Source organism: Rhizobium sp. 57MFTsu3.2, assembly GCF_012932765.1.
Classification (GTDB): Bacteria; Pseudomonadota; Alphaproteobacteria; order Rhizobiales; family Rhizobiaceae; genus Rhizobium; species Rhizobium altiplani.
Map to the genome: position 1 here is coordinate 1 of NZ_JDWI01000048.1, position 26,833 is coordinate 26,833.

The 26,833-nt window shown below is 58.2% G+C and carries 25 protein-coding genes; 6 read left to right on the plus strand and 19 right to left on the minus strand.

Annotated features, from left to right (window positions below; translation table 11 throughout):
- Nucleotides 1-342, plus strand: a 342-nt coding sequence (locus tag AF71_RS29550) for a zincin-like metallopeptidase domain-containing protein (RefSeq protein ID WP_246733778.1), incomplete at its 5' end; no start/stop codon positions are given.
- Between the two features lie 53 nt (nucleotides 343-395).
- On the opposite strand, the gene AF71_RS29555 is transcribed toward AF71_RS29550, so the two are convergent.
- The 10 genes from AF71_RS29555 to lysA all read right to left on the minus strand — a co-directional run bounded on the left by AF71_RS29555 (nucleotide 396) and on the right by lysA (nucleotide 10,739).
- Nucleotides 396-674, minus strand: a complete 279-nt coding sequence (locus tag AF71_RS29555) for an HU family DNA-binding protein (protein WP_018860244.1) — start codon at nucleotides 672-674, stop codon at nucleotides 396-398.
- A 422-nt stretch (nucleotides 675-1,096) separates the two neighbouring features.
- Complete coding sequence (locus AF71_RS29560; RefSeq protein WP_062373688.1) at nucleotides 1,097-1,321, minus strand: DUF2798 domain-containing protein; 225 nt, start codon at nucleotides 1,319-1,321, stop codon at nucleotides 1,097-1,099.
- A gap of 214 nt (nucleotides 1,322-1,535) precedes the next feature.
- On the minus strand, nucleotides 1,536-3,098 hold the full coding sequence (locus AF71_RS29565; RefSeq protein ID WP_169684245.1) for a D-aminopeptidase: 1,563 nt from the start codon (nucleotides 3,096-3,098) through the stop codon (nucleotides 1,536-1,538).
- A 111-nt stretch (nucleotides 3,099-3,209) separates the two neighbouring features.
- Nucleotides 3,210-3,728, minus strand: coding sequence for a L,D-transpeptidase family protein (locus AF71_RS29570; RefSeq protein WP_169684246.1), 519 nt, complete (start codon nucleotides 3,726-3,728; stop codon nucleotides 3,210-3,212).
- A 26-nt stretch (nucleotides 3,729-3,754) separates the two neighbouring features.
- Entirely contained in the window at nucleotides 3,755-4,729 is a 975-nt protein-coding gene (locus AF71_RS29575) for an oligopeptide/dipeptide ABC transporter ATP-binding protein (RefSeq protein ID WP_169684248.1), read from the minus strand.
- On the minus strand, nucleotides 4,726-5,724 hold the full coding sequence (locus AF71_RS29580) for an ABC transporter ATP-binding protein (protein WP_169684250.1): 999 nt from the start codon (nucleotides 5,722-5,724) through the stop codon (nucleotides 4,726-4,728). Before AF71_RS29580 ends, AF71_RS29575 begins: the two co-directional genes overlap by 4 nt.
- An 11-nt stretch (nucleotides 5,725-5,735) precedes the next feature.
- The gene (locus tag AF71_RS29585; RefSeq protein ID WP_112645870.1) at nucleotides 5,736-6,626 is read right to left on the minus strand and encodes an ABC transporter permease; all 891 of its coding nucleotides are present in this window, start codon (nucleotides 6,624-6,626) and stop codon (nucleotides 5,736-5,738) included.
- The gene (locus AF71_RS29590; RefSeq protein WP_018860236.1) at nucleotides 6,623-7,561 is read right to left on the minus strand and encodes an ABC transporter permease; all 939 of its coding nucleotides are present in this window, start codon (nucleotides 7,559-7,561) and stop codon (nucleotides 6,623-6,625) included. Before AF71_RS29590 ends, AF71_RS29585 begins: the two co-directional genes overlap by 4 nt.
- A gap of 120 nt (nucleotides 7,562-7,681) precedes the next feature.
- On the minus strand, nucleotides 7,682-9,268 hold the full coding sequence (locus AF71_RS29595; RefSeq protein ID WP_169684252.1) for an ABC transporter substrate-binding protein: 1,587 nt from the start codon (nucleotides 9,266-9,268) through the stop codon (nucleotides 7,682-7,684).
- Between the two features lie 79 nt (nucleotides 9,269-9,347).
- Nucleotides 9,348-10,739, minus strand: coding sequence for a diaminopimelate decarboxylase (lysA, locus tag AF71_RS29600; protein ID WP_169684253.1), 1,392 nt, complete (start codon nucleotides 10,737-10,739; stop codon nucleotides 9,348-9,350).
- Between the two features lie 160 nt (nucleotides 10,740-10,899).
- Here lysA and AF71_RS29605 point away from each other — a divergent pair, with 160 nt between their 5' ends.
- Nucleotides 10,900-11,823, plus strand: coding sequence for a LysR family transcriptional regulator (locus AF71_RS29605; RefSeq protein WP_169684255.1), 924 nt, complete (start codon nucleotides 10,900-10,902; stop codon nucleotides 11,821-11,823).
- Between the two features lie 79 nt (nucleotides 11,824-11,902).
- Here the strand turns inward: AF71_RS29605 and AF71_RS29610 are convergent, their stop codons facing one another.
- The 4 genes from AF71_RS29610 to AF71_RS29625 all read right to left on the minus strand — a co-directional run bounded on the left by AF71_RS29610 (nucleotide 11,903) and on the right by AF71_RS29625 (nucleotide 18,115).
- Nucleotides 11,903-13,015, minus strand: a complete 1,113-nt coding sequence (locus tag AF71_RS29610; protein WP_169684256.1) for an ABC transporter permease — start codon at nucleotides 13,013-13,015, stop codon at nucleotides 11,903-11,905.
- Nucleotide 13,016: 1 nt separating this feature from the next.
- A complete protein-coding gene (rbbA, locus tag AF71_RS29615) occupies nucleotides 13,017-15,785 on the minus strand; it encodes a ribosome-associated ATPase/putative transporter RbbA (RefSeq protein ID WP_246733888.1) in 2,769 nt (922 codons plus the stop codon).
- Between the two features lie 31 nt (nucleotides 15,786-15,816).
- Nucleotides 15,817-16,887: an HlyD family efflux transporter periplasmic adaptor subunit gene (locus AF71_RS29620; RefSeq protein ID WP_169684259.1), complete on the minus strand. Its 1,071-nt coding sequence runs from the start codon at nucleotides 16,885-16,887 to the stop codon at nucleotides 15,817-15,819.
- 1,018 nt (nucleotides 16,888-17,905) lie between these two features.
- Nucleotides 17,906-18,115 carry a dodecin gene (locus tag AF71_RS29625; protein WP_018860227.1) on the minus strand — a complete coding sequence of 70 codons (210 nt, stop codon included), beginning with the start codon at nucleotides 18,113-18,115 and terminating at the stop codon, nucleotides 17,906-17,908.
- A gap of 480 nt (nucleotides 18,116-18,595) precedes the next feature.
- On the opposite strand from AF71_RS29625, the gene AF71_RS29630 reads away from it, so the two are divergent.
- The 4 genes from AF71_RS29630 (at nucleotide 18,596) to AF71_RS29645 (ending at nucleotide 22,012) form a co-directional block, all read left to right on the plus strand.
- Entirely contained in the window at nucleotides 18,596-19,012 is a 417-nt protein-coding gene (locus AF71_RS29630; protein ID WP_169684260.1) for a hypothetical protein, read from the plus strand.
- A 117-nt stretch (nucleotides 19,013-19,129) separates the two neighbouring features.
- Complete coding sequence (locus AF71_RS29635; protein ID WP_169684262.1) at nucleotides 19,130-19,885, plus strand: hypothetical protein; 756 nt, start codon at nucleotides 19,130-19,132, stop codon at nucleotides 19,883-19,885.
- Nucleotides 19,886-20,263: 378 nt separating this feature from the next.
- Nucleotides 20,264-20,509 carry a hypothetical protein gene (locus AF71_RS29640; protein WP_169684263.1) on the plus strand — a complete coding sequence of 82 codons (246 nt, stop codon included), beginning with the start codon at nucleotides 20,264-20,266 and terminating at the stop codon, nucleotides 20,507-20,509.
- A gap of 381 nt (nucleotides 20,510-20,890) precedes the next feature.
- Nucleotides 20,891-22,012, plus strand: coding sequence for a LysR substrate-binding domain-containing protein (locus tag AF71_RS29645; protein ID WP_169684265.1), 1,122 nt, complete (start codon nucleotides 20,891-20,893; stop codon nucleotides 22,010-22,012).
- A gap of 184 nt (nucleotides 22,013-22,196) precedes the next feature.
- On the opposite strand, the gene AF71_RS29650 is transcribed toward AF71_RS29645, so the two are convergent.
- From AF71_RS29650 to AF71_RS29670, 5 genes are all read right to left on the minus strand, one after another.
- On the minus strand, nucleotides 22,197-22,340 hold the full coding sequence (locus AF71_RS29650; RefSeq protein WP_082728620.1) for a DUF1127 domain-containing protein: 144 nt from the start codon (nucleotides 22,338-22,340) through the stop codon (nucleotides 22,197-22,199).
- 466 nt (nucleotides 22,341-22,806) lie between these two features.
- Nucleotides 22,807-23,163: a PAS domain-containing protein gene (locus AF71_RS29655; protein ID WP_210258435.1), complete on the minus strand. Its 357-nt coding sequence runs from the start codon at nucleotides 23,161-23,163 to the stop codon at nucleotides 22,807-22,809.
- 141 nt (nucleotides 23,164-23,304) lie between these two features.
- A complete protein-coding gene (locus AF71_RS29660) occupies nucleotides 23,305-23,616 on the minus strand; it encodes a metalloregulator ArsR/SmtB family transcription factor (protein WP_113162130.1) in 312 nt (103 codons plus the stop codon).
- Nucleotides 23,617-23,726: 110 nt separating this feature from the next.
- Nucleotides 23,727-23,990 (minus strand): DUF982 domain-containing protein, encoded by a 264-nt coding sequence (locus AF71_RS29665; RefSeq protein ID WP_018860444.1) that lies wholly within the window; start codon nucleotides 23,988-23,990, stop codon nucleotides 23,727-23,729.
- A gap of 734 nt (nucleotides 23,991-24,724) precedes the next feature.
- Nucleotides 24,725-25,774: a porin gene (locus AF71_RS29670; RefSeq protein ID WP_169684268.1), complete on the minus strand. Its 1,050-nt coding sequence runs from the start codon at nucleotides 25,772-25,774 to the stop codon at nucleotides 24,725-24,727.
- Nucleotides 25,775-26,833: the final 1,059 nt, after the last annotated feature.

The following is a 26,833-nucleotide window of genomic DNA, read 5'->3' on the forward strand; positions in this document are numbered from 1 at the left end:
TTTGCCATCATCTGCCACGAATTGACGCATTGGACATCGGCAAAGGGACGGCTCGATCGCGATCTCAGCCGCTATGGGACGGATCGCAGTGAGCGCGCCCGGGAAGAACTGATTGCCGAACTCGGCAGCGCATTCCTGTGCGCCGATCTCGGGATCGTTCCGGAACTCGAGCCGCGTCCCGATCATGCAAGCTATATCGATAGCTGGCTGACACTGCTCAGCGGTGACAAGCGCGCGATCTTCCAGGCGGCCTCACAGGCGCAGCGTGCCGTCGATTACCTGCACCACCTGCAGCCACGCATCGCAGACGAGGGGCGGCGTGAGCCGCCCTTTCACACCTGATAATGCCGAATGGAAAGCAGGACCCTGCCCATCCCGAGTGGGGTCCTTCCCATTTACTTGTTCAGGGCATCCTTCAGCGCCTTTGCCGGCTGGAAGCTTAGCTTCCGGGCAGCGGCCACCTTGATGGTTGCACCGGTGGATGGATTGCGGGCCTCGCGCTCCGGTGTTGTCTTCACCTTGAACTTGCCAAAGCCCGGCAGGGACGTTTCGTTGCCGGCGACCGCTGCGCTGGTGATGGAGGCGATCACGGCTTCAACGATTGCCTTGCCCTGAACTTTGGTCAGGCCATGTTCGGCGGCGATCTTGTCAGCGATTTCGTTGGTGGTTGTCATTGTTTCCCCTTTCGTCAATTGAGAATCCCTGCCATCCGCTTCTCGCGCTGTCATCGGCGCACCGCAGTAAAAGAGGGTTAAACGACTGATTTCCACAGCTTCTGATTAAAATTCGCCAGCGGTGACCGCTGGTCGGGTCGCGGCTTGGCCAAGATACCTTGGAGTGGCAGGGCAGCTTTTCGGGCGAGCTCCTCCAGTAATAGGCCAATCGCTTCCTCTTGCTGTCAACACCGTCTTCGACCGTATCTCCACCGGCAACGCATGTCGTTGGACCCGAAGCGGTATCGCGTACGTGTGCGAACCTTCCAGATACAGACGTAGAAGTCGTCGCGGTTGAAGCGCTTCAGCGACGGAAGTCGGAGCCGTGCGGGTCAATACCGCACAGCCCTCTCGTACGACCAACAGCTCCCAACACTTCCAGCTCAGATATGTCGTCGACACGTCACGGCGAGCTTGAACCCAAGGCGTCCCACCCCTAGCGACAGGACAAAAGCGACCGGCCATGCGATAACGAAAGCGTTGGCCCATTCAGCAAGCCACGCCAGAATTGAGGTCGCGTGGATAAAGCCGAAGAATCCGGTCATGAGGAATGCCATCATTCCTGATATAAATAATTGAGCGACAATAATTGTTTTCGTGTCGTGCATGGAAATCTCCACTTGATAAGGTGGAGCGCTCACGGCAGCACCACCTTGATTGAAGGTCGGTGCCGTGGGTTCGCATCAGCGACTTTCCCGAGAACGGGGGCCGGAATAACCACACCGGCCTGAAACTTTTCGACACCCGTTCCTGACTTCAGATGTGTCGGGTGTCAAGGCGGCTCAAAGACCCTCGAAGCGAAAGCCGCATGTCGATCGGACCTCATCCACAGGGCAGATACGCAATCTTTCTGGCAAGCCAACAGCCGACGGTGAGACCCGATACGCTACCATCGGCGTCACGGTGGACCTGGACCGTCCAGTCGCCGGGTGGAGCGGCGTCCATCGACCGTCTGGTGGTGATGACCCAGACATCCAGGGCGAGAGCATACATGCGCTCCACCGGGCCGGTTCCGAACATGCCTTCGAAGCTGGCATAAGCGGCGCCGCCGCGCGCTTCGATATGGAGGTGAGCTTCGAGTTCTTCCGACCAGTAGCGTCCAGCGATGCCTACGCCGTCAGCCCATTCGACAGGGGTCAGAGGACGGGCCGTCACCTCAAGGTTTTCACTCTCACGACGCATGACGAGCATCTCACCTTGTTTCTTCAGGGCGAGCGCGTGGCCGCGGGCGACACCGTCCGGGGAGACGGTAAGCCGCGCCGCGGAGGGGGCATAGTGGAGCTTGATGCCAGCGGTGTCTTGAACGGTCCTAAGGATGAGACCCTGGTCATCGTCGAGCCACAACCCGTCCCAGCCTTCGGGGCGAACGGTTTCGTTGGAAGCTTCGCGCCCGAGCGCAGCGTCGAGAATTGCGGTGGCAGCTGTAAACGAGCTTGCATCGTGGTTGAACATCACCACCACCGAAATCCGCTCCTCTGCTGCGTGAAGCCGAAACGAGCTGAAACCGCGCAGGCCGCCGCCGTGGCCAGTGATCCTGGCGCCGCGCCAGGTATCGCGGCGCAGGCCATAGCCGTAGCTTGCCGGCGTACCGTTTCTGTAGGTCACCGGACCCGATATGCGGTTGTAGAGGCTGTCAGGTTCCTCACGCGTCTCGTCGATATGGCATTCCCAGGCCAGCAGGTCGTCGAGCGAGGCAACAATGCCGGCGTCGCCAAACCAGTAGACGCCGTTTTCCGCCGGAAGAAAGCCGACGTCGTCGCTCCCCTCATAGCCGACCACCTCGTCGGGGGGGTAGCGGGTGTCTGGCGCGAGCTTTGCCGTCTTCATGCCGGCGGGTGCGAAAATCCTCTCCCGCAAAAGCTCGCCGAAGGAGCGGCCCGTGCCGTCCTCGATCATCTCGCCGAGGATGCGGAAATTGCCGTTGTTGTAGGAGTAGAGCTCGCCTGCCGGGAAGTGGCCGGTCTTCGAGCGCGCAAGCAGCGGGAGTGCGTGCTCGCGCGTAAACTCCGCCTCCGGCTTGGCACCCTGCAGAACCGTGAGCGCCCAGTAGTCGCGCAAGCCCGACTGGTTGTGGCAGAGTTCCGCAACGCTTGGCAGCCTGTCGCGATAGCGCGGAAGATATGCGCTGACCCTGTGGTCCAGCACTGCGGGATCGCCAAACTGATCGAGCAGCAGCGCGCAGGTGAACTGTTTGGAGAGCGAGCAGATCGGCATGCGCGTCTCGGCCGTCATCTGTACCTTCCGGTACATGTCGGCGAACCCCCAGGCGCGCCGGGCGATCACCTTTCCATCCTTCACCACCCCTGCAACGCCGCCGGGTCCCTTGTAGCGGCCCGGCAGGAGGTTGAGCATCCGCTCTAGCGCGGTGGTGTCGATGCTGGTCATGACGCGTGCCTTCAATTGTCGCGATCTATCGAAGGGGAGGGGTAGAGCGCCCGAAACGGGCGCTTCTTTTCAGGATGGGTCGATGAAGGCTAAACCGCCATCGGCAAGATGTCAGCTCGCCTCGGAAAAACGCAGATGCGTGGAGGGCTCAGCGGCGGCAAGGAAGGAAAGCAGATCCTCACGCGAGAGCGCCGCGCAGCCCGCCGTCGGAGAGTAGTTTGGCCGGGCGATGTGCAGGAAAACCGCACTGCCTGCACCCGCCACCGGCGGGTCGTCGTTATGCCCCAGGACGACGACGATGTCGTAGACGTCGTCCTCCATCCACATCTCCTCGTGGCTCGCGGCGAAGGGTAGCTTGACCTGGCGGTTGTAGTCCGGGTGCACGGGGTCGTCGCACCAGCCGTCGAGGCGGTCGATGGCGCGGCAGGGAAAAGGCGATACCGGCTTTTCGATCCGGTCGGCGCGGTAGAAGAGCTGGCGGATCGGCCAGCGCCCGATCGGGCTCGCACCGTCACCTTCGACCTTTTCGTTGGCGGGACGCATGCCGCTGCGGCCAATGGCACAGCGCCAGCGCTTATCTCCATAGGCCGCCTGCCAGCCGTCGCCGTTGCGCGATACGATCAGATCCAAAGTCGAACACCTTTCTTGACGTGAAATCACTGGTCCAGTGGAAAATGGCATGCGACCGTGTGGCCGCCGCGGTCCGACAGCGCAGGCTCCTCGTTCCGGCAGATCGCCTGCGCAAAGGGACAGCGCGTATGGAAGCGGCATCCGGACGGCAGGTTCATCGGGCTCGGAATGTCGCCGGTGAGCAGCGGCCGTTCGCGGTTTCGCTGATGCGGATCGGGACGCGGAACCGCCGACATCAGGAACATCGTATAGGGATGGCGCGGCTTTGCGAAAATTTCCTCTGTCGTCCCGACTTCCACCATCCGCCCGAGGAACATCACCCCGACCCGATCGGCAAACTGGCGTACCACGCTCAGATCGTGGGTGATGAAGAGATAGGTTAGCTTCAGTTGCTCCTGGAGATCGCGCAAGAGGTTCAAGACCTGCGCCTGGATCGAGACATCGAGTGCCGAAACGGCCTCGTCGCAGACAACAAATTCGGGATTGTTGGCAAGCGCCCTTGCAATGCCTATGCGCTGCCGCTGCCCGCCGCTGAACTGGTGGGGATAGCGGCGCAGGAGCTGTCGGCGCAGCCCGACCATATCGAGCAGCTCGCCGCAGCGTTCTTCGATTTCGGCTCCGGTACCATATGCGTGTGCGCGCAAAGGCTCGGCCAAAATATCCTTGACGCGCTTGCGGGGATTGAGGGAGGCGAATGGGTCCTGAAAGACGATCTGCAGCTTCTTGCGCATGGCCCGCATTGCGGCCTCGTCGAGCGCGTGCAAATCCTGACCGCGATAGTGCACGGTCCCTTCCGTGCGCTCGATCAGCCGAAGCATCACGCGGCCGAGCGTCGTCTTGCCGCAGCCCGACTCCCCCACAAGCGCGAAGGTTTCCCTTTCGCGGATCTCGAGATCGATGCCGTCCACGGCGCGGATCACCTTATGCTGAGAGCGGAAGAAGCCCGTGCCGACAGGGTAGTACTTGCTCAGCCCTGCGGTGGAAATCAGAACGTCGCTCACGCCTTTGCTCCCTCTTTGTCATGCAACCAGCAGCGCGCCTTGTGGCCATTGCCGAGATCCGTCAGTTCAGGCTGCTTCAGCTTGCAGATTGGCATCGCATCGCCGCAGCGGGGGTGGAAACGACAGCCCGCTGGAAGTTTCGCAAGATTCGGCACCACACCTGGAATGCTGTTCAGGCGTTCCGCCGTGCGTTTTTCCGTCGCTTTCGGGATCGAAGCGAGCAGGCCGCGCGTATAGGGATGCGACGGCCGGTCGAAGAGGTCGAAGACATTGGCCTGTTCGACGATCTGGCCGGCATACATCACGTTCACCTCGTCGCACATCTCGGCGATGATGCCGAGATCGTGGGTGATCATGATGATCGCCGTGCCGGCTCGCTCGCGCAGTGCCATCATCAGCCTGAGGATCTGCGCCTGCGTGGTTACGTCGAGCGCCGTCGTCGGTTCGTCGGCGATCAGGAGCTTCGGTTCGCAGATCAGCCCCATGGCGATCATCGCCCTCTGGCGCAACCCCCCCGAAAGTTGATGCGGATAAACGTCGAGGCGTGCCTTTGGCTCTGGAATGCCCACCGTCTCGAACATCTGCAGCACCTTTTCACGGATGGCGCGCTTGTTGAGGTTGGTGTGGATGGCAAGGGGCTCGCCAACCTGCTGAACCATGGTCTTCACCGGATTGAGCGAGGTCATTGGCTCCTGAAAAACCATCGAAACCTCGCGACCGCGCTTGCGCCGCATCTCGTCGCTGTTCAGCCGCGCCAGATCGGTCCCGTCAAGGATGATGCTATCGGCACTCACCGTTCCCGGCGGCGAAGGCACCAATCCCATCAGCGACAGCGCCGTGATGCTCTTGCCGGAGCCGGATTCCCCGACCAGACCGACGATCCGCCCGCGCCCGACGTCGAACGACACACCGTCAACTACCCGGACGGGGCCGTTTAGCGTCTTGAATTCCGTGCGCAGGTTGCGCACGCTGAGCAATTTGTCTCGGTTTGTCATCGTCGCGCCCCTCAGTCCTTCATGTAGGGATCGAGCGCGTCACGCAGTCCGTCGCCGACAAAATTGAACGCCAGCACCGTGATCAGGATCGCAACGCCGGGCATGATCGCAACCAGGGGTGCGGAGAAGAGATATTCCTTGCCCTTGGCCACCAGGAGACCCCAGCTGGCTTCGGGAGGCTGGACGCCGACGCCGAGGAAGCTGAGGCTCGATTCCCACATGATCGCGTCGGGAATGCTGAGCGAAAAGAGAACAATCAGTGTCGGAACGACGTTGGGGAAGATGTGGCCGACCATGATCGCCACCTTCTTCGTACCGTTCGCGCGCGCCGCCTCGATGAACTCCTTCTCCTTGACGGCGAGTGTCTGAGCGCGCACCACGCGGGCCACTCCGGCCCAGCCAACGAGGCTGAGCGCGATGAAGATGTTAAAGAGGTTCGCCCCAAGCGTGTACATCACCACCATCGCCAGCAGGAGCGACGGGAAGGCGATCATCATATCGGCCAGCCGCATGATTATGAAGTCGACCCGACCGCCGTAGTAGCCGCTGACAACACCAAGGACTGCTCCAATCATCAGGGAGATGAAGCTCGGCACGATACCGACGACCAGAGATATCCGGGCGCCATAAAGAATGCGGGTCAGGAGATCCCGGCCGAAGTTGTCCGTACCGAGCCAATAGGTGGTGGACGGCGGGCGGAACTGCTCGTTCAGCGCCACGCGGTAGGGATCATGCGGACTGATGAAGGAAACGAACAGCGCCACGAAGACAAGACACCCGACCATGATCAGACCGGCCATCGCCATTCGGTTCCTGCAAAAGATCCTGATGCCGTCGCGCAGGAAACTGTCGTTGCCCGCATCATCCGCAACGTCCGGGATGGTTTCGGCGATCTCAGTCATTTCGAACCTCCCTTCATTTCGGAGCGAATGCGGGGGTCGAGAACCGAATAGAGGATATCGGCAACGAGATTGCCGAAGATGACGAGGACGGTGGCGAATAGCACCGAGCCCTGCAGAAGCGGCATGTCGCGCGCCTGGATGGCGCTGACCGAAATGCGGCCTACGCCGGGGATGCCGAAGATCGCTTCGGTGATGACTGCGCCCGACAGCAGCCCCGCGACTTGGATCGCCATGATGGTCACGACGGGGATAAGCGCGTTCTTCAGCGCATGCCGGCGGATCACCATCAATTCGCGAAGGCCCTTGGCGCGAGCCGTGCGGATATAATCGTGGCGCATTACCTCAAGCAGGCTGGAGCGGGTGAGGCGGGCGATGACGCCAGCCGAACTCCATCCGAGCACGATCGCTGGCATGATCACATACTGGTATCCGTAAAAACCGGACACAGGCAGCCATTTCAGCTTCAGAGCGAAGACATATTGCATCAGCAGGGCCGACCAGAAGATCGGCATCGAAACCCCAAGAAGCGAGAAGCCCATGAACAGGTGGTCGAGCAGCGAATCCCGCCTGACCGCCGACAGCACGCCCACCGGAATGCCGATCACCCAGGACACGAGTGCCGCGCAGATCGTCAAGATGAGCGTGCTAGGGAATGCATTGAGGATGAGCGTCGTCACGTCGCGATTGAGCTTGATCGACACGCCGAGATCGCCTTGAAGGGCGGCGAAGAGGAACCTGAAGTATCGCGTGATCAGCGGATCGTCGAGGTGCATCTGGGCGCGCACGCGGTTGATGACGTCGGCGCTGGCATGCTCCTTCATCAGAAGCGCTATGGGATCACCGGGTATCACGTTGAGCATGATGAAGAGCAGCGCCGTGATGCCGATCAGAACTGGGATCGACATCGCGATGCGCTTTATCACGAAGGTCAGCATCGAAAGTGGTCTTTCATCGAATCTCGCCGGAACAAGGATCGCCGGCAAATGGATCCTGCGAAACCGCAGGGAAACAAGAGGATGGCGGGCCCCTTTCGAGGCCCGCCACGCCGGTACGTCCTATTCGACTTCCATCTTGTAATAGCTCATGTCGCTCCAGCCGTTCCACGGCACCACGAAGTTCTTCACCCGGGGCTGAACGACATAGTTGTGGTCGAGGCTGAATAGCGGCACCCAGGCTGCGTCGTCCTGCACGATCCGATCCGTCATCTTCTGGTACAGCGCGCAGCGTTCCTCAGGGTTGGTCATCGAGCGCGCCTTGTCGAGCGCCGCAAAGACCTGCTCGTCGTTGTTGTTGTAACCGCGAACCGACGTGCCGCTCTTGCTGAAGAACGTGTAGAAGAAATTGTCCGGATCATTAAAGTCCGCCGACCAGTTTTGCGTGTAGTTGTCGACGGTCCCCGCCTTGCGGGCCGCAAAATATGCGGATTCGTCCATCGTGTTGATCTCGGCGTTGAAGCCAGATTCCTTGATCTGGGCCTGGATAATCTGGTTCATATCGGACCAACGCGAGGACCAATTGCTGGCCTGGGTCAGCTTGATGTCTACGCCGTTGGGGTAGCCAGCCTCTGCCAGTAGCGCCTTGGCCTTCTGCGGGTTGTACTCGATCGGCTTCGCCTCGGCATAGCAGGTCAGTCCACGCGGCATGACGCCGTTTTCCAACTTGCCCTTGCCATAGAAATTCTTGTCGAGAATTTCCTGGCGGTTGATGGCCATCTGGAACGCCTTGCGGACGCGCACGTCGTCGAAGGGCTTCAGCGCCTGATTGATGTGGTAGTAATAGATGCCGACGCGTGGACCGGATCGAATCTGGTCCTTCCATTGGTCACTGCCGGCGAAATAGGGCAGCTGCGACGATGCGTAGTCGATATCGAATACATCCAGCTCGCCCGACTCGAAGAGAAGTCGCAGTGTTTCGGCATCGGCGACCACGCGGATGACGATCTGGTCGAGCTTCGGGCGACCCTTGAAATACTTGTCGTTGGCCTCAAGGACCTGACTGTCGTTGAGGGTGTATTCCGTCAGTTTGAACGGCCCGGTTCCGTTGGTCGTTTCCGGCGTAAGGCCGTACTTGTCGCCGAGCGGTTCGGTGAATTTGCGATTGTAGATCGACGCACCGGGGCTCGCCAAAAGGGCGATGAAGGCCGCATAAGGGTCCTTCAGGACGATCTTGACAGTGTATTTGTCCACCGCCTGCAGACCGGGGACCGTGGTGGCGGATCCGTCCAGGCGCTCGGTGGCACCATCGACGAAATTGAGAATATCGGTGCTCAGCGCCTTGGTCTTGGGGTCGAGCATGCGGTCGAAGGTGTAGACGACGTCATCCGCAGTCAGCTCCTCGCCGTTGTGAAACAGAACGCCTTTGCGCAGGTGGAATATGTAGGTCTTGCCGTCCTGCGAAACTTCCCAGCTCTCGGCAAGCCCGGGGGTGAGCTGCGACTGGCCCGGCCCGCTCGTTTCGGCCTCGACGAGCCGGTCGTAAACGTTGAGCGGCAGTGTGTAGAAATCCTGCGTCATCTGGACGTCGACGGTCTTCGGATCCTCCTGGTAGGCGATCTTCAAGACATGGTCGGCCGCAAGACTGGTCGAAGCCATCGCAAGCGTAATGAGGCCCGTCGCCATCATAAACTTGGCTTTGTTCAGCATTTGAAATTCCCTCTTTTTCTTGTTTCCCCATCCGGGGCAGCGCTTGTCGCTTCCCCGTTTTGTCCGGTTCCCGGTCCAATTATTGTTCAGCGTCTGCCAATTCCCTCCCGGTGCCTTTTGTGCCCCCGTGCAAGACAGGCTCGGCCATCACTCTTCCGCCCGGTGCAGGACGCTCCCAGGCTCCCCCATGCTCGAGTTGTAGCATTTCTTGAATGCCCTGCCTGCGCCGGATTGTCCTGAACCGATCGCCGTCCACAAGTACCTCGGCAAGAAGATCGCGCGAGTTGTAGGTCGATGACATCGACGCGCCATAGGCGCCGGCGAGATCGAAAGCCAAAAGCTCACCGGCCCGCAGTTCACCGAGCCCATCGTAGCGTCCAAATTTGTCGGAGCTTTCGCAAATTGGCCCGACGAGGCTATAGGTGTACGCCGCATCGTTGAGTTGCGGTTCCTGAAGGGGAAGAACCGGATGGTGGGCGTCGTAGAGCGCCGTGCGCATAAGGTCGTTCATTCCCGCGTCGAGGATGCCCATGCATCCGTCCTGCATGTCCTTGAGGTAAAGCAACTCGCTCACCAGCAACCCGGCCCGCCCGACGAGCCAGCGGCCCGGCTCGACGGCAAGTTTGCAGCCGAGATGGCCAACTGACTCGGCGATGATCGCGGCATAGCGCCCACTGTCCGGGCCCGGCTTATCGCCGGAGGCAATCCCAATGCCGCCGCCGAGGTCGAGGCGCGGCACGGACAATCCCCTGCCGCGTATCTCCGTTACCAGCTCGGCCATTGCCGAAAAGGCGCGGCGGAACGGCTCCATGTCATGTATTTGCGATCCGATGTGAACGGCGACGCCAACCGCTTCCAAATCAGGCGCCGCAGCAACCTGGGCGTAGAGGTCGGCCACCTGGCCGATCGCGATTCCAAACTTGCTGTCCTTCGTCGCGGTGGTGATTTTCGCGTGCGTCTTGGCATCGACGTCGGGATTGACTCGCAATGCGACCGGCGCGCGCTTGCCGAGTGCACGGGCGACCTCGGCGACCACGCTGATTTCGGCCGCCGACTCGACATTGATCTGGTGAATGCCGACCTCAATTGCGCGGGCGATCTCCGCGCGGGTCTTTCCGACGCCGGAGAAGATGATCCTTGACGCAGGTACGTCCGCTGCCAGTGCACGCTCCAGCTCTCCTCCAGAAACGATGTCCATCCCGCATCCGAGTTCTGCAAGCAGGCGAAGCACGGCGATGTTGCTATTGGCCTTCACGGCGTAGCAGATCGCGACGTCGATGGGGGTGAGAGCTCGCGAAAGCGTCCTGTACGCCGATCGGATGGCGCCGGCGGAGTAGCAGTAAAAAGGCGTTGGAATGGCGGCGGCAACCGCGCCCAGCCGCACATCCTCGATATGCAGAGCGCCTGCTCGATAGGCGAGCCAGCGCCGCTCGTCATCCTGCCAGGTCTCTTCTTCGACGTATTTTGTCATCGCCCGACACGCATGTTTGGGTTCCGGCAGCGATAGTTTCAGACCCTGAATCCTGAGGGAAATAATTGATAGGGCGCTCTTATTCATTTCTGATATATGAGAGGCTTCACCTGCGCTCTCGTCAGGAGGGGAAAGGCACCGAAGCGAAAGGCTCAGACCGATGAGGCTCAACCAACGCCAGATTGAGGTCTTCAACAGCATCATGATCAGCAAAAGCGTGACCGCGGCGGCCGCGGCACTGGGAACGTCACAGCCGACCATCAGCCGAGAGCTCAGAGAAATGGAGCAGCGAATCGGCTTCGACCTTTTCGTGCGCTTCGGCAAGCGTTTGACACCCACGAACCAGGCACTTTTGTTACATGAAGTCGTTCGCCGGTCCTTCCTCGGCATGGAAGAAATCAGCCGTGCTGCGTCGGCGATCCGCATGCACAACGCTTCCAACCTGAGGATCGCCACGATCCCGGCATATGCCGATTCCATCATCCCACGCGTGGCGCAAAAACTTCTGAAGCATCGCCCGGCGGTTCATCTCTCCCTGCATTCGCTGGAGGAGGTTTCCCTGCAACATGAAATGGCAACAACGGTCTTCGACATGGGTGTGACCGAAGGCCGGTTCGAATATCCTGGCGTAGCCTCTCAGCGGATCGACGTTGGCGATCAGGTATGCGTCGTGCCGATCGGCCACAGGCTTTCGCAAAAGAGCCTCCTCGAACCCGCAGATTTCGACGGCGTACCGTTTGTCTATTTCTCGCAGGACGATCCCTATCGAAGAAAACTCGACGACATATTCCTGGCTGCAGGCATTTCGCGCAGTTATGCCGTCGAGACGACGACGGCCACCAGCGTATGTTCGATGGTTGCTGCAGGAGTAGGTGTGTCAATCATCAATCCGCTGACTGCTGCAAACCATGTCGACAAGGGGGTGGTATTGCGCAGGCTAAGCGTCAGCGTCCCGTACACGCTTGCCGTATGGCGCCCGGTTCGAAGGACGCGATCGACGGTCATTGAAAGGTTCCTTTCGGTCCTGACCGAGGCGGCCAACGAGATGCGGGCAACTTTGCACGCCGCGCTGGATAGAAAGTAAAGCAGACCAAGCCGCGGGCTTGAACGCAAAGCTTCTCTCGGCGGCAGGCCCGCGCAAACCGTAGGTCCCACGCCGTGACTTAACGCAGGAAGCGTCTGAAACGACGCAGCGCCAGCCAGAAAAACACACTCGCGATGACAAGAAGCGCCAGAAGCTGTGGCCAGACCACTTCGAGCTGTGCTCCTCGAAATAGGACCGCCTGCGCCAGAATGACGAAGTGCGTGTTCGGCGCCAGCAGCATGATATTCTGGATAATATCAGGCATGCTCTCGCGCGGCGTCATGGCGCCTGACAATACCTGAAGCGGCAGTAGCACGAGGATCAGGAGCAAGCCGAACTGCGGCATCGATCCGGCAATTGTCGCCAGGAAAATCCCCATCGATGTCGTGGCGAAGAGAAACAATGCCGTGCCGAGCAGGAAGATCGTCAGCGACCCCTCAATCGGAACCCCCAGGAGCCCCTTGACGACGACAAAAAGGGAAAAGCTCGTCGCCAGTAAGACGACCAGCCCCATTGACCAGATCTTGCTTACCATGATTTCGATCGGCGTGACGGGCATGACCAACAAGTGTTCGATGGTGCCATGTTCCCGCTCCCGAATAAGGGCAGCCCCTGTCAGGATGATCGACAACATCGTGATCGACGTAATGATGTTGTTGATCGATCCGAACCAGGACTTGTTCAGCGACGGATTGAAGCGGTTTCGCAGCGTCAGGTCCACCGAGACATTGTTGGCGCCGCGGTAGCGGTCCATGAATTCATTGACCTCGCTCGTGACAATGCTCTGAATGTAGCCGCTGCCGGTGAAAGCCTGGCTCATTCGGGTTGCATCGACGTTGAGCTGGATCGTTGGTTGCCGACCGGCAAGGACGTCACGCTGGAAATTTGGTGGAATGTTAAGGGCAAACGTGTCCAGCCCTGCGTCCATCCGCTGGTCCATCTCTGCAATCGAGATCAGCTTTGGTGGCACGAAATAGGGTGGGGTGAAAGCGGTGGTTATGCGCCCCGAGAGTGGCGACTGGTCTTCATCGACGATGGCGATCGCAGCATTGTTGAGTGTTTCGGGAAGCGCGCTGGAGCCTGTGTATATTTGCAGGCTGAAGGCATACACGATCAGCAACATCAGCATCGGGTCGCGTGCAAGCCCTCTCAGTTCCTTGATGCCAAGCTGGACGATGTTGGACCAACCCATATCAACTCTCCTGCTTCTTCAGCAGTACCGCGCCGGCGACAACCAATATGGGAATTGCAATCAGCAAAGGAACAAACGAGCCAGCCAGGCCGGAAAAATCGAGCGCTTTTGAAAAGGTACCGCGTGAAATCGTCATGAAATAGGTCGCCGGATAGATCTGGCCGATCAGGGCGCCCGCGCCCTTCAGGGAGGAAACCGGATCGGTCATGCCGGAATACTGGGTTGCGGGGATGAGGGTCAAAAGCGCCGTTCCGAAAATCGCTGCGATCTGGCTGGACATGAACGTCGACATGAAGATGCCGATCGAGGTGGCGATGATCACGTAAAGCACCGCGGCTGCCGCATAGGTCATGAAACTGCCGGTGAACGGTACCCTGAAAACGAGGGTTGCGAAGGCAACCAGAAGCAGGAAGTTTGCAATGCCGAGCATCACGTAGGGCAACTGCTTGCCGAGAAGGAATTCCAGCCGCGTGACCGGTGTCACATATAGATTGATGATAGAGCCCAGTTCCTTTTCCCTGACCACGCTGAGTGCGGCAAGCATCGCCGGAATGAGCAGCAGAAGCAGGGGAATGACGGCCGGAACCATGGCAACAAGGCTTTTGACGTCGGGATTATAGCGGAAGCGGGTTTCAATGCTGAATGCGCCCTGGGTCGCGGCGGTACCATAGAGCTTCTTTGCGCGTGCGGTCAGCCAGTTGGCATGCATTCCCTGGACATAGCCGCTGATCGTCTCTGCGCGCTGTGGCATGGCGCCATCGATCCAGGCGCCAATCTCGACGGGATCACCGCGCTGCACCTTTCGGCCGAAGCCAGGCGGTATCTCGATCGCGAGGCTGATCTCGCCGTCGCGCATCCGTCTGTCCATCTCGGCGTAGTCGCGGATCGGGTCTTTCTCGATGAAATATCGCGAGCCGGAAATGTCGAGCACATAGTCACGGCTAATAGTGGAATCATCACGATCGAGAACCGCAAACGTCAGATCATCCACGTCCATGTTGATGCCGTAGCCAATGACGAACATCAAGATGACACTGCCGAGCACTGCGAGAGTGGCTCGAATAGGATCACGCTGTAGTTCCAGAGCCTCGCGCCTTGTATAGCTGAACATGCGGCGAAAATCGAAAATACGTCGCCTGCCGGTGATCTGTCCATGACCCGGGCCCAGCAGTTTTGAGGTATCGGTCGTCTCTGCGGCAGCACTCTTGACGACGGGTGATATGCCGGCCGCCTCCTCGAGATATGCGACAAACGCGTCCTCCAGTGTGGGGGAATTCCTGCTCTTGGTGATCGCCTCCGGGGTATCGCTGATCAATACCTTGCCGGCGTGCATCAACGAGATACGGTCGCAGCGCTCCGCCTCATTCATGAAGTGCGTCGAAATGAAGATCGTCACATTGTCCTTGCGCGAGAGATCGACCAGGATCTGCCAAAAGGCGTCTCGGGCGATGGGATCGACGCCCGACGTCGGTTCGTCGAGGATAAGGATGTCCGGCGCATGTATCATCGCAACCGCCAGCGACAGGCGCTGACGAATACCGAGTGGCAAGCCGTCAGGAAACGCATCCATCACACCTTCGAGGTCGAAGCGTTTGGCCATCTCCTCGACGCGAGCCGATATCGTGCTTGTCGGCAGCTTGAAGAGGTGGGCGTGCAAATCGAGGTTCTGGCGAACTGTCAGTTCCGTGTAGAGCGAAAATGCCTGGCTCATGTAACCGACGCGACGACGCACCGCCATGTCGCTTGCATCAACGGTACGACCAAAAAGCCTGGCCTCACCTTCGCTGGCTGCAAGCAGGCCGGTCAGCATCTTCATCGTCGTCGATTTGCCGCAGCCGTTGGATCCCAGGAAGCCGAAGATTTCCCCGCGCGGGATCTGGAAACTGACATTGTCGACAGCCGTAAAATTGCCGAAACGCATGCTGAGGTGGCTTGCCTCGATCGCATAATCCTCGCCCTCTATTTCCTGTTTCGGAGGGATGACGACGTCGACGTGACGCCGCCGCTCGGCTTCGGGCAATAGGGCGATGAAAGCGGCATCTAGATTGCCGGTGCCGGTGCGCGACAAAAGCTCGGCAGGCGTTCCGGTATCGAGCACCTTGCCGGCATGCATCGCAACCAGCCAGTCGAAATTGGCTGCCTCCTCCATATAGGCTGTGGCAACGATGACGCTCATCCCCGGCCGGCCGGCCCGAATCTGGTCAATCAGGTCCCAGAATTGCCGGCGTGACAAAGGATCGACACCAGTTGTCGGCTCATCGAGAATGAGAAGATCCGGATCGTGGATAAGCGCGCAACAGAGCCCGAGTTTTTGCTTCATCCCACCTGAAAGCTTTGCAGCCGGCCGGTCAGCAAAGGGGGCGAGCCCGGTGCTGTCGAGAAGTTCACGGATACGTGTCTCGCGTTCCTGTCGATCATGGCCGAACAGACGCCCGAAAAAGTCGACGTTCTCAAAGACCGACAAGGTGGGATAGAGGTTCTTGCCGAGGCCCTGCGGCATATAGGCGATCCTTGGGCAGGTCTCATCACGATGCCGGGCATCGGACATATTTCCTCCCAGCACCTCGACATCGCCTTTCTGCACGGCGCGCGCGCCGGACACGAGCGACAGAAGGCTGGATTTGCCCACGCCGTCCGGTCCAATCAGCCCGACCATGCAACCCGCGGGAACATCCAGTGACACGTCCGATAGCGCAATCGTCTTGCCAAACGCCAGCGTGATATTCGCCAGCCGAGCCACGGTTGCGTGACCGTCTGCGGGAACGCTCATGCTTAGAGGTGCCCCACTCATGCTCCCCACATCACTTCACGAGGTTGCGTTCGAGGTGTTCGGGCCAGGCTGCCTGTGGATCGAGCCGGACATAGGCCATGCCGGGCAGTCCAGTCTTGACGTATTGGACATACTTCTGGAGCAGCTCCTGCGGGATTTGTGCCCGCACACGGAAGGTGAGTTTCTGGCGCTCCTCCTCGGTCTCGACGGTCTTCGGCGTGAACTGGGCGACATCAGCCACGAAGGAAACTTTCGCAGGTATCGTATATTGTGGTGCTGCATCGAGCACCAGACGGACGTCTGAGCCAATCGATGCGAGGCCCGCCTGTTCTGTTGGCAAGAAGAAGGTCATGTACACATCGCCAAGATCAACGAGGTTCAACACGCGACCACCCGCGGACAAGACCTCTCCGGGCTGCGCGATACGATACTGGATGCGGCCGTCGCGTGGCGCGACGAGGGTGCTGTCGGCGATATCGGTTTCGACGCTCTCGATCTGCGCCTTTGCCGCGTCCACGGCGGCTTCAGCGTCGATCACTTGCGCTTTGGCAGCGTTGATCGCCGCGTCTGCAGCTGCAAGCGAGGCTTCCGCCGATGCGAGCGTCGCACGCGCGGCCTGTTCCGCCGCTTCACTATCGTCCACCACTTGCTGCGATACGGTGCTGTTGCTCAGGAGCTGTCGCGAGCGGGCATTGGTCTTCATTGCAGAGTCAAGCTGCGCTTTGCGTTGCTCGATCACGGCCAGCGCGGACTTCCTTTCGGCTTCGCGCTGAGCAACGAGACTGTGGGCCGTATCGACGGCGATCTGCGCCCGGCGCAACTGCGCCTCGGCCTGGCGCTTGCTCGCTTCGAGCTGGGCGGTATCCATCCGCGCCAACACCTGACCCGCCTTGACGAAATCGCCCTCACGGACCAGCAGTTCCTTCAGCCGGCCAGCGGTCTTGGTCGAGATATCAATCTCCACCGCTTCGATACGACCATTGCTGGCAGCAAATCCGGCGGGCAGACCGTCATTGCGAAGGACGGTCCATGCGTAATACCCTACGCCGATTGCAATGAGGGCCACTACGCCCCAGATCCATCCCTTTGCGGACTTGATCATTAGCTCTCCTTGGCAACGGACACTATCTCCGTCAGCATAATCCCGTGATTTCAAGCCAGTATGAACGTGGGTTCTGCGCCGTCACAGGCGGGTCACGACCACAAAGTTGCCGGCACGGAGCGGCCATCATGTTTCGAATAAAGAGTTCCATTGCCGGCCATCCTGACAGACGACAAGCGAAAGTCTATCGAAAATGCACGCAGATGTTTGCTTATGATTGCTGCACAATCGCCACGTGCCAAAGGGAACTGAAGCCAAATTGCCATTTCTCAGTTGATGGGGGGAACGGGGCGTAACCGCGCCTATTTGATGATTGACTCGGGCACGTCACCTCGATGTTCCAGCGAGTACCCGAGCGCCATCAAGCCATCTGCTAGACGCCGTGGCGCGTCTGTGGAAGGAGGCATCGTGCGAATATCTTTCTGCCCCGGCTGGAAACCGATCCGATCGAAGAGGGCGGCAAAGGCTTTCCATTCCAAGGGTGCCATTGCAAACGGCTCTGGAAAATGAACGAAAAGGGTACCATCGATCGACTTCCATTCGATGATTATGACGCGGGGCATCGGTCCTCACTCGTGTTCCAATGTGTATGCTGGTCCACCCATTGTTCCGACGATGTAGTTCGAAATTTGAGCACGACCAGCGACGCGATGGACGCAAGGTGCGAGAACGCCGGTAGAAATACTCTCTCGGCGCGTCCAGGCGCCTGTTTTAGCTTGCCCGGTTAGCCTGTCACCGCAGGTGTCCCGGGTGGGTCTGCGCTTTTCTCAATTCGGCCGGCGTCCACGAAGCGAAGGGCTCGACAGAGCATTGTCGTAACAATCGTCGAATGGTCTTCCTGGTCGCCAATTTCAAACCTGAGATCCGTGTCCGGCGCAAAAGTGGCCTGGATCTCGTCTGCGACCTCCCGGGCATTGTCGATCATCCGCCGGGCTGCCCGCAGATCCTGATATCCCGTGTTAAATCCCGCCGCGGCCTGCCAGCATCCGTTTGCAGCGGGAACAAGACTAGCCAACGCTTAGTCGTCTATTCGAAAGCCGACCTTCATGACCACCTGATAGTATTCCACCGAGCCGTTCTTGATGTGGCCCCGGATCTGATCAACCTCAAACCAATCGAGGTTTCGCATTGTCTTTGACGCTCGTGATATAGCGGTCTCAATCGCCTCCGTCACCGAGACTTTCGAACTTCCGACAAGCTCCACCTTTTTATAGACGTGATCGCTCATTTCCATCCTCCAACCATTGACGTCGCGTTCAGGCACCCGATCGCCCAACTCATTCGAAGGAAAGTTTGCGTCCGTAGAGTCTCAAGTCCAAGTGGCATTCGAGATTTCGTTCATGCCCAAATGCTCGTTTCGACTTTTGCTCCAGCGCCGCACCAATCGATTGCCATGAAGGGAATATGAGCGAGCGAGCAAAGGTTTGAAACAAAATTCTGGCGCGCGGGGGCAGGCCTTCAGCTTTCGGCGAGCCGCTGACGAAAAAGTTGCGACGTTTTGCAATTCGCTCTTGGAAGTATCCAATTGTAAATGCTGGAATTGTGTGGCTCTTCTTCTGTCGAGCGAACTGGTTTGCTTAGGTAGTGGAATTGGGGACTGTTCCGCGACCGGTACCCGAATGTCATTATCAACAAGTTTTAAAGAAAACTGCGCATATGATTGCGGGGACTTGCACAGTCAAACATTTCGCCCATCAAGGAGTTTCACATGACTGACGAAATCAAAGCCACCGTCACTAACGACACGGCAGCCGGGAATGAACCTAAAGTAAAGAAGTCACGCGCACCGCGAAAGTCGAAGACCGTCGCTGAAGCGGCTGTAGCCACATCGGTGAGTACGCCCGCGAAGAAGACACGTGGCGGCCGCCGGAAGAACACGGAAAAGGGTGAGGCCATTGCTTCGGCGACGCCCGTTCCGGGAAATAAAATCGCCCCGACCAAATCAAAGGAAACCGCGCAACCTCAGAAGCGTGGGCGGCGGAAAGCCGAGGCGCCTAAGCCAGCGTCGGACGACTTTGCGGATCTTCTGAAGCTCGAGGAAGAGAACCAGAAGCTCCGAAGGGCATTGTCCGAGAAGCTCCGCACAGAGAACGCTGACCTTCGGAAGAAGCTTGGCATGGCTTGAGTGAACAGGATCACGGGTTTTCCACAACGATAAGACTGATGACCGGGCAAGCATTGCAAGCCCGGTCTCCGGCCCGGTACTATGTTCTTGGAACACCGAGTCGGAGGAGGCGGATCGATGAGATCAGCGTGGAAACTGATTACTGGGTTGGTATCCCGTGGTAACTCAGAAGGACGTGGTGAGCTCGAGGACGAGACTTCGAAGATACCGCATCCGGGTGCTAAAGACGTCGAAGCCGTAACGCTTCCTAACACCGAGGAATCTGAACTCCAGGATTCTCCCCAACGCATTGAAGAGGCTTTCATTGAGCCGTCGGCCGCTCCTTTCGATGGCAGCGTCCGACGACCGGAGCCGCAAGAGAGGATTGTTGCGCCTTCCAGCCTTGCTCTGGCCAACGACGCCGAGCCCGTGCTGGCAACGACGATAAGGCTTGTGACGAAGGACAGGTTGAGCCTGCGAGCGGAACTCTCACATTCAACTGCAGTGCCGAAAGCACCTGAAGCCAATGCCAGAAATGCTACCACCGCGAATTCTAACGGCAGCGGAAAGTCGACCGAACCGGCCACATTGTTGACGAGCGATGCCAGCGCAACCACCACGCCAATCCCAATAAGCCAGAAAGCCGAGGTCGGGCGTATTCGTAAGGTGAGGTCGGCGCAAAGCGCTTCCGGCGTTGAACGGCCCAAGGTGAAACGGCGCTCTTTGCCGATTGCCGAGATCGAAACAGTGCAGGTATCGCCTGAAGCAGCTTTCGTTTCCGAAAGCATAGTGCTAGACAGCGAAATCAATCAGCTGAGACAGGAATTGGCTCAAAAGTTGCGTTTGCAAAACGATCAGCTAAGGCGAATGCTTTCCCGATATGATGCGCGCTAAGCAAGAGCGACTTCAGAACCGGGGATGTCCTGGCCGACGACGCTTTCAGTCACTTTAGGGCGTTATCTTCGGGCACTTGCGTGTGTTTTCTGCGGCCGTGGACAACTAGTCGCGGCAAGATGCATCGTCTGCGGGATAGCCCGATCAGGACGAAATCACGCTGTTTCAGCCAATGCGGGATACGCGGTATCCGTCTGCCCCGCACAAGCCTTGTCAGATTAACCCTTACGGTGGTGCAACTCGGTCCAGACAGAACCAGACCTGACTTACAAACGCGGACAATCAGGGAAGTACGTCAGTCGCATCTCAAGATCCTAATTTAGCCAAGATCACACGTCGATACTGTTACGGAGTGGCAACTGGCAGCGGAGAGGGCGCATGTCGAGTTTCGCGAGGGTCGTTCTGTTGATCGCGTCGTCTTTGATGGCTTCTCAGACCTCTGCGCAGCAGGTGGGCATCAAGACGGGGCTAGGGAGAAGCGCCTCATCTCCTGACCAAGCGTACAATGAGCACAAAGATCAAAAGCAAGCTGCGGAAGAACGCGACGGCGAGGTTGCCGAGATGGCCCGCCAGGCGCTATCAAAAGCCCGCTTACTTACCGTTCCTCAGCTAACATCAAAGTGAGCCTGCCTCACAGGGAACCCGCAAAGATGTCGCTTATCGGGCTTGTCCCGCGATTTGGGAGAAACGGTGGCGTTTTCCCGCATCCTGGGCCGCCTCCCGAAAGACATTCGCCGACTTTTCGGTAAACCGGGTGTTGCATATGCTGCATAGCAGATCGGAAGAAACGCATCTCGATTTGCGGTGCTTGAGTTGGTGGCAGCCCGCCATCGAGTATTCGGCCTTGAACGGATGACCAACAAAGGCTGAGCGGGGTTTACGAGCGCCGCTGAGCGGAAGGGGTGCTGACACGAGGTGGGTTCCTCAACATTCGCGCTTCTCGTATTTTTCCCGTAATGGTTTTCCAGTGCGTAGTCCGCTATCTTGCTTTCCATGGAACGCAAATTGGCCGTCATTCTTGCTGCCGATGTTGTCGGGTTCAGTCGCCTCATGGAGGTGGACGAGGAGCGTACCCACGCGGCCCTTAATACGTGCAATACCGCAATTGCTGGTTTGGTCTCAAAGCACTCTGGTAGGATATTCGCTGTAGCCGGTGACAGCTTTCTCGCGGAGTTTGCGAGTCCGGTGGAAGCGATGCGTGCGGCGATTGAATTTCAAGAAGATGTTTCTGGGCGCTCATTCGACCTACCAGAGGGTCTGCAGATGAGGTTTCGCATCGGGATCAATCTTGGGGACGTGATTGTCGACGGAGGAAATCTCTTCGGTGATGGTGTGAATGTCGCAGTGCGCCTTGAGGCACTCGCGGAGCCGGGTGGAATCTGCCTTTCTAGCGCTGTCTATGAGCAGGTGGAACAGAAGCTACCTCTTGGCTACGAGGACATCGGACCTCAGGCGCTAAAGAACATCGTGCGGCCGGTGAAAGCCTATCGGGTGTCTCTTCGCCGGGGGGCGGACACAGTGCTTTCGATCACCGCAACGAGCACTTTCTCATCCAACTGGCTGGTTCCGCGATTGGGCCGCTTCCGAAATGCCAACCCCGATCTCGACATTGAACTGAAAGCGATGAGCCGAGTGGTCGATTTCAGTCGAGAGCCGTTCGATGTGGGAATCCGGGAGGGGCATGGCAAATGGCCTGGCCTTAAGGCTCACCCCTTAATGGATCGGGAGTTCGCCCCTTTTTGTAGTCCGGCTTTCCTGGAGGCGGCGGGTGAAATTAGGGTCCCTTCTGACGTCCTGAAACACCCATTGCTCGACTGGAGGGATGATTGGTGGCTGGACTGGTTTAATGCAGCGGGCGTCGACAGCCCAAAACCGTCATTCTCTCAGAACTTCCAATTTGATACGCAACTCGCGATTAGCCAGGCCGTAATTTCCGGGCAGGGGATAGCCCTTCTTACGCCCATGTTCTTTCAGACCGAAATTCAGTCGGGTCGCTTGGTGCAATTGTTTGATTTGACCGGTCGCCATGGGAAGTTCTGGCTCGTCTATTCGGAAACACGGCAGAATTCTCGCAAAATAGTCGCTTTTCGGGACTGGCTCCTCGAAGAAGTTCAGCGAGCGATCTAGGCAATCGAGGTTTCGCAAGAGACGGATGCTCGCGTCTCGCATGTGCGATTTTCGCCCCAAGCATAGGTAGAGCTACGTGGCGTGGCCATGCGCGAGCCGCGCTAACTCTTTTCTTTGCCAGGGCAAAACAAAAGCGCCCGTCTGGTAGGACGAGCGCTTCAAACTGCACATTGTCTTCGCGGACTTAGCGAGCGCCAGCTCTTGCGATCCGCTCGATTTCGCCGCGATTGATGCCAAGGTCATGGAGTGAGCGATTGCTCATACGGCCCAGTTCGGAGACCGTCTGACGATACTTGCGCCAATTGATAAAAGAGCGTGCGATGTTCATGATAAATCCCCTTTCCTGGGTTTTCGAAGTCAGCTGCCAGTCCGTGGCGCTTCGATTACTTCGATGTCGCTTATATATGATTGGTCGGACCAATTTTGCAGCGCGAAGACTGGACCTCAGCTATGCGTAGATTGCATGTCGTGCGCAGTGAAAAGAGGAGGGCTATGACTTGGAGGAGAGGGTGCAGAGATATTGCCCGCCTCTTGCCCATGCTGGGACGGCACTTGTTGGATCGGACCAGGGGGCGAACGGATTTTGAGAGCATCACCGTGATGTGAACGCGGAAAGTCGATGATACATCCGTACGGCTCGCATTGATGCCTGGAACTCGACGACAGCCAGAAACGGAGCGGGCGATGATCTGCGAAGTCCATATGGCCACACTTGGCAGCTGCTATAGCGAATGACTACGGTCTGCGTGATCTCGCGCGGAAAAGCCTGGTGCAATCAGCGCAGTAGCCTCATCTCAATGAGCCGCGCCAACGGGTGGGGACGTTTCGTCCGGCACCACAATTCCAGCGTAGTGGATCGGATTGTCTTTGCGATCCCGAAAGCATCGGCCGAAGGCGGAAACCGAAACATAGGATCCATCTGCCTTTTGTGACCGATAGTGCTGCACCGTTGGGTGTTGCGCGACAATGGCGTCGCTGATTTGTTTAGCCAATACAGCCACGTCGTCGGGGTGCACACGATCAAGATAGGTTTGTACCGGCAATCCCCGTTCAGTTTCCGCGGGATCGAGACCGAACAACGCGGCGAGGGCACCGTCCGCGTACACGAGGTCGGCGTTCATATCCCACGTAAACAGGCCGGGGTCAGGCATTCGTTCACCCGAGATATTCGTGACGAATAAGTGCTTTGCGTCCGGCACCGTTGGTCCTCTCGTTTGCCTTTTTGCATAGAATGTCCGTAGCTCGACGTGTCCGCAAGTTGGCCTTTGAGAGAAGAGTATGGCATCCAGAAGTTATGTTGACTTGGCAGCCGGACCGGCGTCCCGCGCAAAGATCTCTCCTACGGTCTCCAGGACCCTGCGAATACTGTCGTCTGATGTCGAGTAGTAGATTGTCTGCGCCTCGCGCCGCGTGGTGACTACCCTTGCGGCACGAAATCTTGCGAGATGCTGGGAGAGGGCCGACTGCGAGAGGCCTACCTTGTCTGCGAGTTCGTTCACACTGAGTTCGGCGCCGAGAAGATGGGAAGCAATAAGCAGCCGCTTTTCATTAGCGAGGAGAGTGAGCAGCTTCGCGTGCTCAACGAAAACCATTTCATCATGCATTTCAATTCACCATTTAACCAACTGCGGCTGACTTATACGTAAGATGGCGTCCAGGCTAGAGATCGCTACATTACATTTTTGAGATATTCGAGCGCAGCTCTGAGACGTGTTCAGTGAACAGCCCGGATTACCGGTATTCCCGCTTCGTCCGCAGCCCGAATGAGTGCTTCGCGTGCTTCCTGCGCCGATAGCTTACCATGGATTGCGTCAAGGCAGACCTTCACCGCCTCCATGTACTCCTCTCCGTCGTCGGATGGCCAGTCACCTATAAGGGCTTCCGCAACCTCTCTCAGGGACCCGACGAGCCTGTATTTTTCCCGACCACCCATCACCAGCATCAGGGGAGCGAAATGATCGCTTCTGTGCCACTTCATTACAAAACGCCTCCGCACGGTAAACACATCATTAACCGAGCAAGAAGTGTTCCAGCTTCACGACCCTTGCTGGAGACTCGACCAGCAGAGGCACCAACGAAAGACCGTGCTTTGAGCGGGTGCGGAGGCTAGCATTCATGACCTCGGTGCAAATGCTACGCGCAAGTTGATGACGCCCGGGCCGCATTGTCACGGCCGCCAATGAACTGGGTCTTCGTATTTTATCGGATGATATCGCCGGATTACGAAGAGCAAGTTGAAAAAAAGAGGCCCCAATAGGGTGGGGCCTAGATTGATGAGCAGTGCCCGAGAGTGGGCAGCGCTGCGGACAATACGCCTCACGATCGAGGCTCTCAAGCAAAACAACTCTCGTTTACATTTCGTGACGCTGAAGCATGACCACACCTTCGCGCTCCGGGCCACTGCTAACCCAAGAAAAGCCAATGCGTTCGGATCTGAGCAAACCTCGTGATCCAGCTCAGGCGTCGTGTATGATGAGGCAGCGCGCAAGCCAATGAACGTGTGCTGGCGGCGACGCGTTGGAAAGACGTTCTCTTGCCACGCGCGAATAGCTTCGTCCTCAAAATGAAAGGGGTGGCCGGGCAGGGAACCCGGGCCACCCCTGGCATCTGACCGGAGGTCCACCCGATCAGAGACTTCCAAGTGCCGCGCCGTGCTACCTTTCCCCCTGACTTTAACCATGGAGAGAGGTGGAAGCGCGGCGCCGTTCTTAATTAGAATGCCCGCTGGAGGCGGAAGAAGCCCGTCGTGACGTCGTCGATTTTATCGCCGTCGAGGTAGTTGACGGCTGCCTTGGCGTAGAGGTTGTCGACGATCTGATAGTCGACCGTCACACCGACCTTCCAAGCGTCGTTGTCCGAGAAGGCGGCGTCGGTGGCGGCATTAACGACGCCGTAGCTGCCGTAGTACTGAGCGCCTGGAGTGATCTTCAGCTTGTCGGTCGCCTTGATGGCGTATTCCGCAGTGATCGCCCACTCGGCAGCGTTGTAGTAAGCACCCGGATCGGACGCCCAGACAGCTGCGAGGCCAAGGGTGCCCGGACCAATCGCGGCTGTGCCCATCGCACGGACCGCGCCGGCTTCGTTGTCGGTGTCGTAACCAGCCGTGACTTGGTAGCTGAATATGCCAGCCTTCCCGCCGATACCAACGGCTACGCCGACGTCGTTCGGCTGTTCACCGTTGTAGAATGGGCTATCTTCCAGCTCGTCAACGCTGATGCCAGCGTAAAGGTTGTCGGCTTCGTACTGATAACGGATGGAGTTGTGCAGCGTGACGGGGCTGCCGACGTTATCGGTTTCGCCCGAGAGACCATCGTCCCACCAGCTGTAGAACAGACCGGCGCGGAAGCCAGCGATGTCGATGTAAGCGGAGTCAAGCACGGCCGACTGCGAGGAAGCGTTGTCGGCATTCGTCTGCAGGACGATAACACCGGTGAGCGGGCCATATTCGGTGTCGCTCTTGGCGGTGAACTGGACCTGACCACGGGTGTAAGCGTCCCAGTCGGAGTCGTTGGCGACAGTGCTGCCGTTGCCCTTGGTTGCGCTGGCATTCGGGCCGGCGTTAACCTGGAAACGGATGTAACCGCTGATCTTGAGGCAGGTTTCGGTGCCCGGGATGTAGAAGTAGCCGCTGCCGTAAGCATCGCAAACGCGGACATATTCAACCGGTTCCGGATCGGCAGCAACGATGGCGTCAGCAGCCCGGGCGCCAGAGAAGGCAGTCAAGGCCACGGTCGTGCTCACAAGGATCATCTTAATATTCATAAATAGTCCAATCTTCTGTCGATTGGGCACAGGTCATCATTGCCGAGAAACGGCTCTACCTACCCAGTTTTCGTGAAAGGCTCTGCGAAGCAATGTGCGTTTGCGCAGAAGCGTGGTGCTCATTCTACCTGAATGAAAAAACTACCAATGACATTGTCTATTTGAAACGTGCACGGATCCCCCTTGCTATCTATGATCGAGCATTGCCCCCACGGCATCGTCCATGCTCCCCCTGCTATCTATCGTGGTGTTGTTCTCTCCCACAAATTTGAATTGCAAAGGATTTATAAAGTCCCGTTATAGACGGCTTGATCGTCACCATGATCTGACCTGAACCTCCACTGACGCCCCAAATTCCCTTGGAGACCTGACCTTCTGTCGGCGGTGAGGTGCGCGAAGTCGCTGTCATGGGCTACAGCGATGCCAAGGAGAGCTTCCACTGTCAGCCGCAGCTTTCGATCGTCAGGCCCGAACGGTTTCCACTTGAGGGAGCTACCGTTCTTCTGGACCAGGCTCCATCCAAGGACCTCGGCGAGCGTCCACAACACAGATCCGGGATGTTCCGACCGGAGGTCTGTGAGCGACGGGGGGCCGCTCAGAAAATTACCTTGTAAGTTCAATCAGTTGTTCGAATTGTCTCGAAATTCCAATAGTCCTGCTTGACGGTTCTCTGGTTGGGCATCTATAAGCCCCCTCACTGAACGAGGGCGGCGGCGCTGCTGGCGACGAGGTCCTTCGCTCTCAAGTTTCTTTTAAGATTGGCTTTGGTGCTGATTGGTTCCTTGGACTTTTTGGTTTGAGGCGAGGAAATTCGACCGGGGTATCTGGTCTGTTATTTGACAATTGAAGATGAGAAGAAAGAGAAACGTGGGCGGCGGAGCTTGCGGGACCGGAAGAGATTTCGGTTCTTGAAAGAGACTTTGGCGGTCACGTTTATCAAGAGAAGTTACACTGGTTTTTGACGCAGGGGTTTTTGCCTTTGTGTTTGGAAAACAGGTGTGAAGTTCTCGTCGATTCAGAACGTGACGTAAATGCCAATGATTGAATTCTCAACATGAG

Coding starts and splice junctions, on each gene's coding strand:
- AF71_RS29555 (WP_018860244.1), bottom strand. CDS start 674: ATGACAACCACCAACGAAATCGCTGACAAGATCGCCGCCGAACATGGC.
- AF71_RS29560 (WP_062373688.1), bottom strand. CDS start 1,321: ATGCACGACACGAAAACAATTATTGTCGCTCAATTATTTATATCAGGA.
- AF71_RS29565 (WP_169684245.1), bottom strand. CDS start 3,098: ATGACCAGCATCGACACCACCGCGCTAGAGCGGATGCTCAACCTCCTG.
- AF71_RS29580 (WP_169684250.1), bottom strand. CDS start 5,724: ATGACAAACCGAGACAAATTGCTCAGCGTGCGCAACCTGCGCACGGAA.
- AF71_RS29585 (WP_112645870.1), bottom strand. CDS start 6,626: ATGACTGAGATCGCCGAAACCATCCCGGACGTTGCGGATGATGCGGGC.
- AF71_RS29590 (WP_018860236.1), bottom strand. CDS start 7,561: ATGCTGACCTTCGTGATAAAGCGCATCGCGATGTCGATCCCAGTTCTG.
- AF71_RS29595 (WP_169684252.1), bottom strand. CDS start 9,268: ATGCTGAACAAAGCCAAGTTTATGATGGCGACGGGCCTCATTACGCTT.
- lysA (WP_169684253.1), bottom strand. CDS start 10,739: ATGACAAAATACGTCGAAGAAGAGACCTGGCAGGATGACGAGCGGCGC.
- AF71_RS29605 (WP_169684255.1), top strand. CDS start 10,900: ATGAGGCTCAACCAACGCCAGATTGAGGTCTTCAACAGCATCATGATC.
- AF71_RS29610 (WP_169684256.1), bottom strand. CDS start 13,015: ATGGGTTGGTCCAACATCGTCCAGCTTGGCATCAAGGAACTGAGAGGG.
- rbbA (WP_246733888.1), bottom strand. CDS start 15,785: ATGAGCGTTCCCGCAGACGGTCACGCAACCGTGGCTCGGCTGGCGAAT.
- AF71_RS29620 (WP_169684259.1), bottom strand. CDS start 16,887: ATGATCAAGTCCGCAAAGGGATGGATCTGGGGCGTAGTGGCCCTCATT.
- AF71_RS29625 (WP_018860227.1), bottom strand. CDS start 18,115: ATGAGCGATCACGTCTATAAAAAGGTGGAGCTTGTCGGAAGTTCGAAA.
- AF71_RS29630 (WP_169684260.1), top strand. CDS start 18,596: ATGACTGACGAAATCAAAGCCACCGTCACTAACGACACGGCAGCCGGG.
- AF71_RS29635 (WP_169684262.1), top strand. CDS start 19,130: ATGAGATCAGCGTGGAAACTGATTACTGGGTTGGTATCCCGTGGTAAC.
- AF71_RS29640 (WP_169684263.1), top strand. CDS start 20,264: ATGTCGAGTTTCGCGAGGGTCGTTCTGTTGATCGCGTCGTCTTTGATG.
- AF71_RS29650 (WP_082728620.1), bottom strand. CDS start 22,340: ATGAACATCGCACGCTCTTTTATCAATTGGCGCAAGTATCGTCAGACG.
- AF71_RS29655 (WP_210258435.1), bottom strand. CDS start 23,163: ATGCCTGACCCCGGCCTGTTTACGTGGGATATGAACGCCGACCTCGTG.
- AF71_RS29660 (WP_113162130.1), bottom strand. CDS start 23,616: ATGCATGATGAAATGGTTTTCGTTGAGCACGCGAAGCTGCTCACTCTC.
- AF71_RS29665 (WP_018860444.1), bottom strand. CDS start 23,990: ATGAAGTGGCACAGAAGCGATCATTTCGCTCCCCTGATGCTGGTGATG.
- AF71_RS29670 (WP_169684268.1), bottom strand. CDS start 25,774: ATGAATATTAAGATGATCCTTGTGAGCACGACCGTGGCCTTGACTGCC.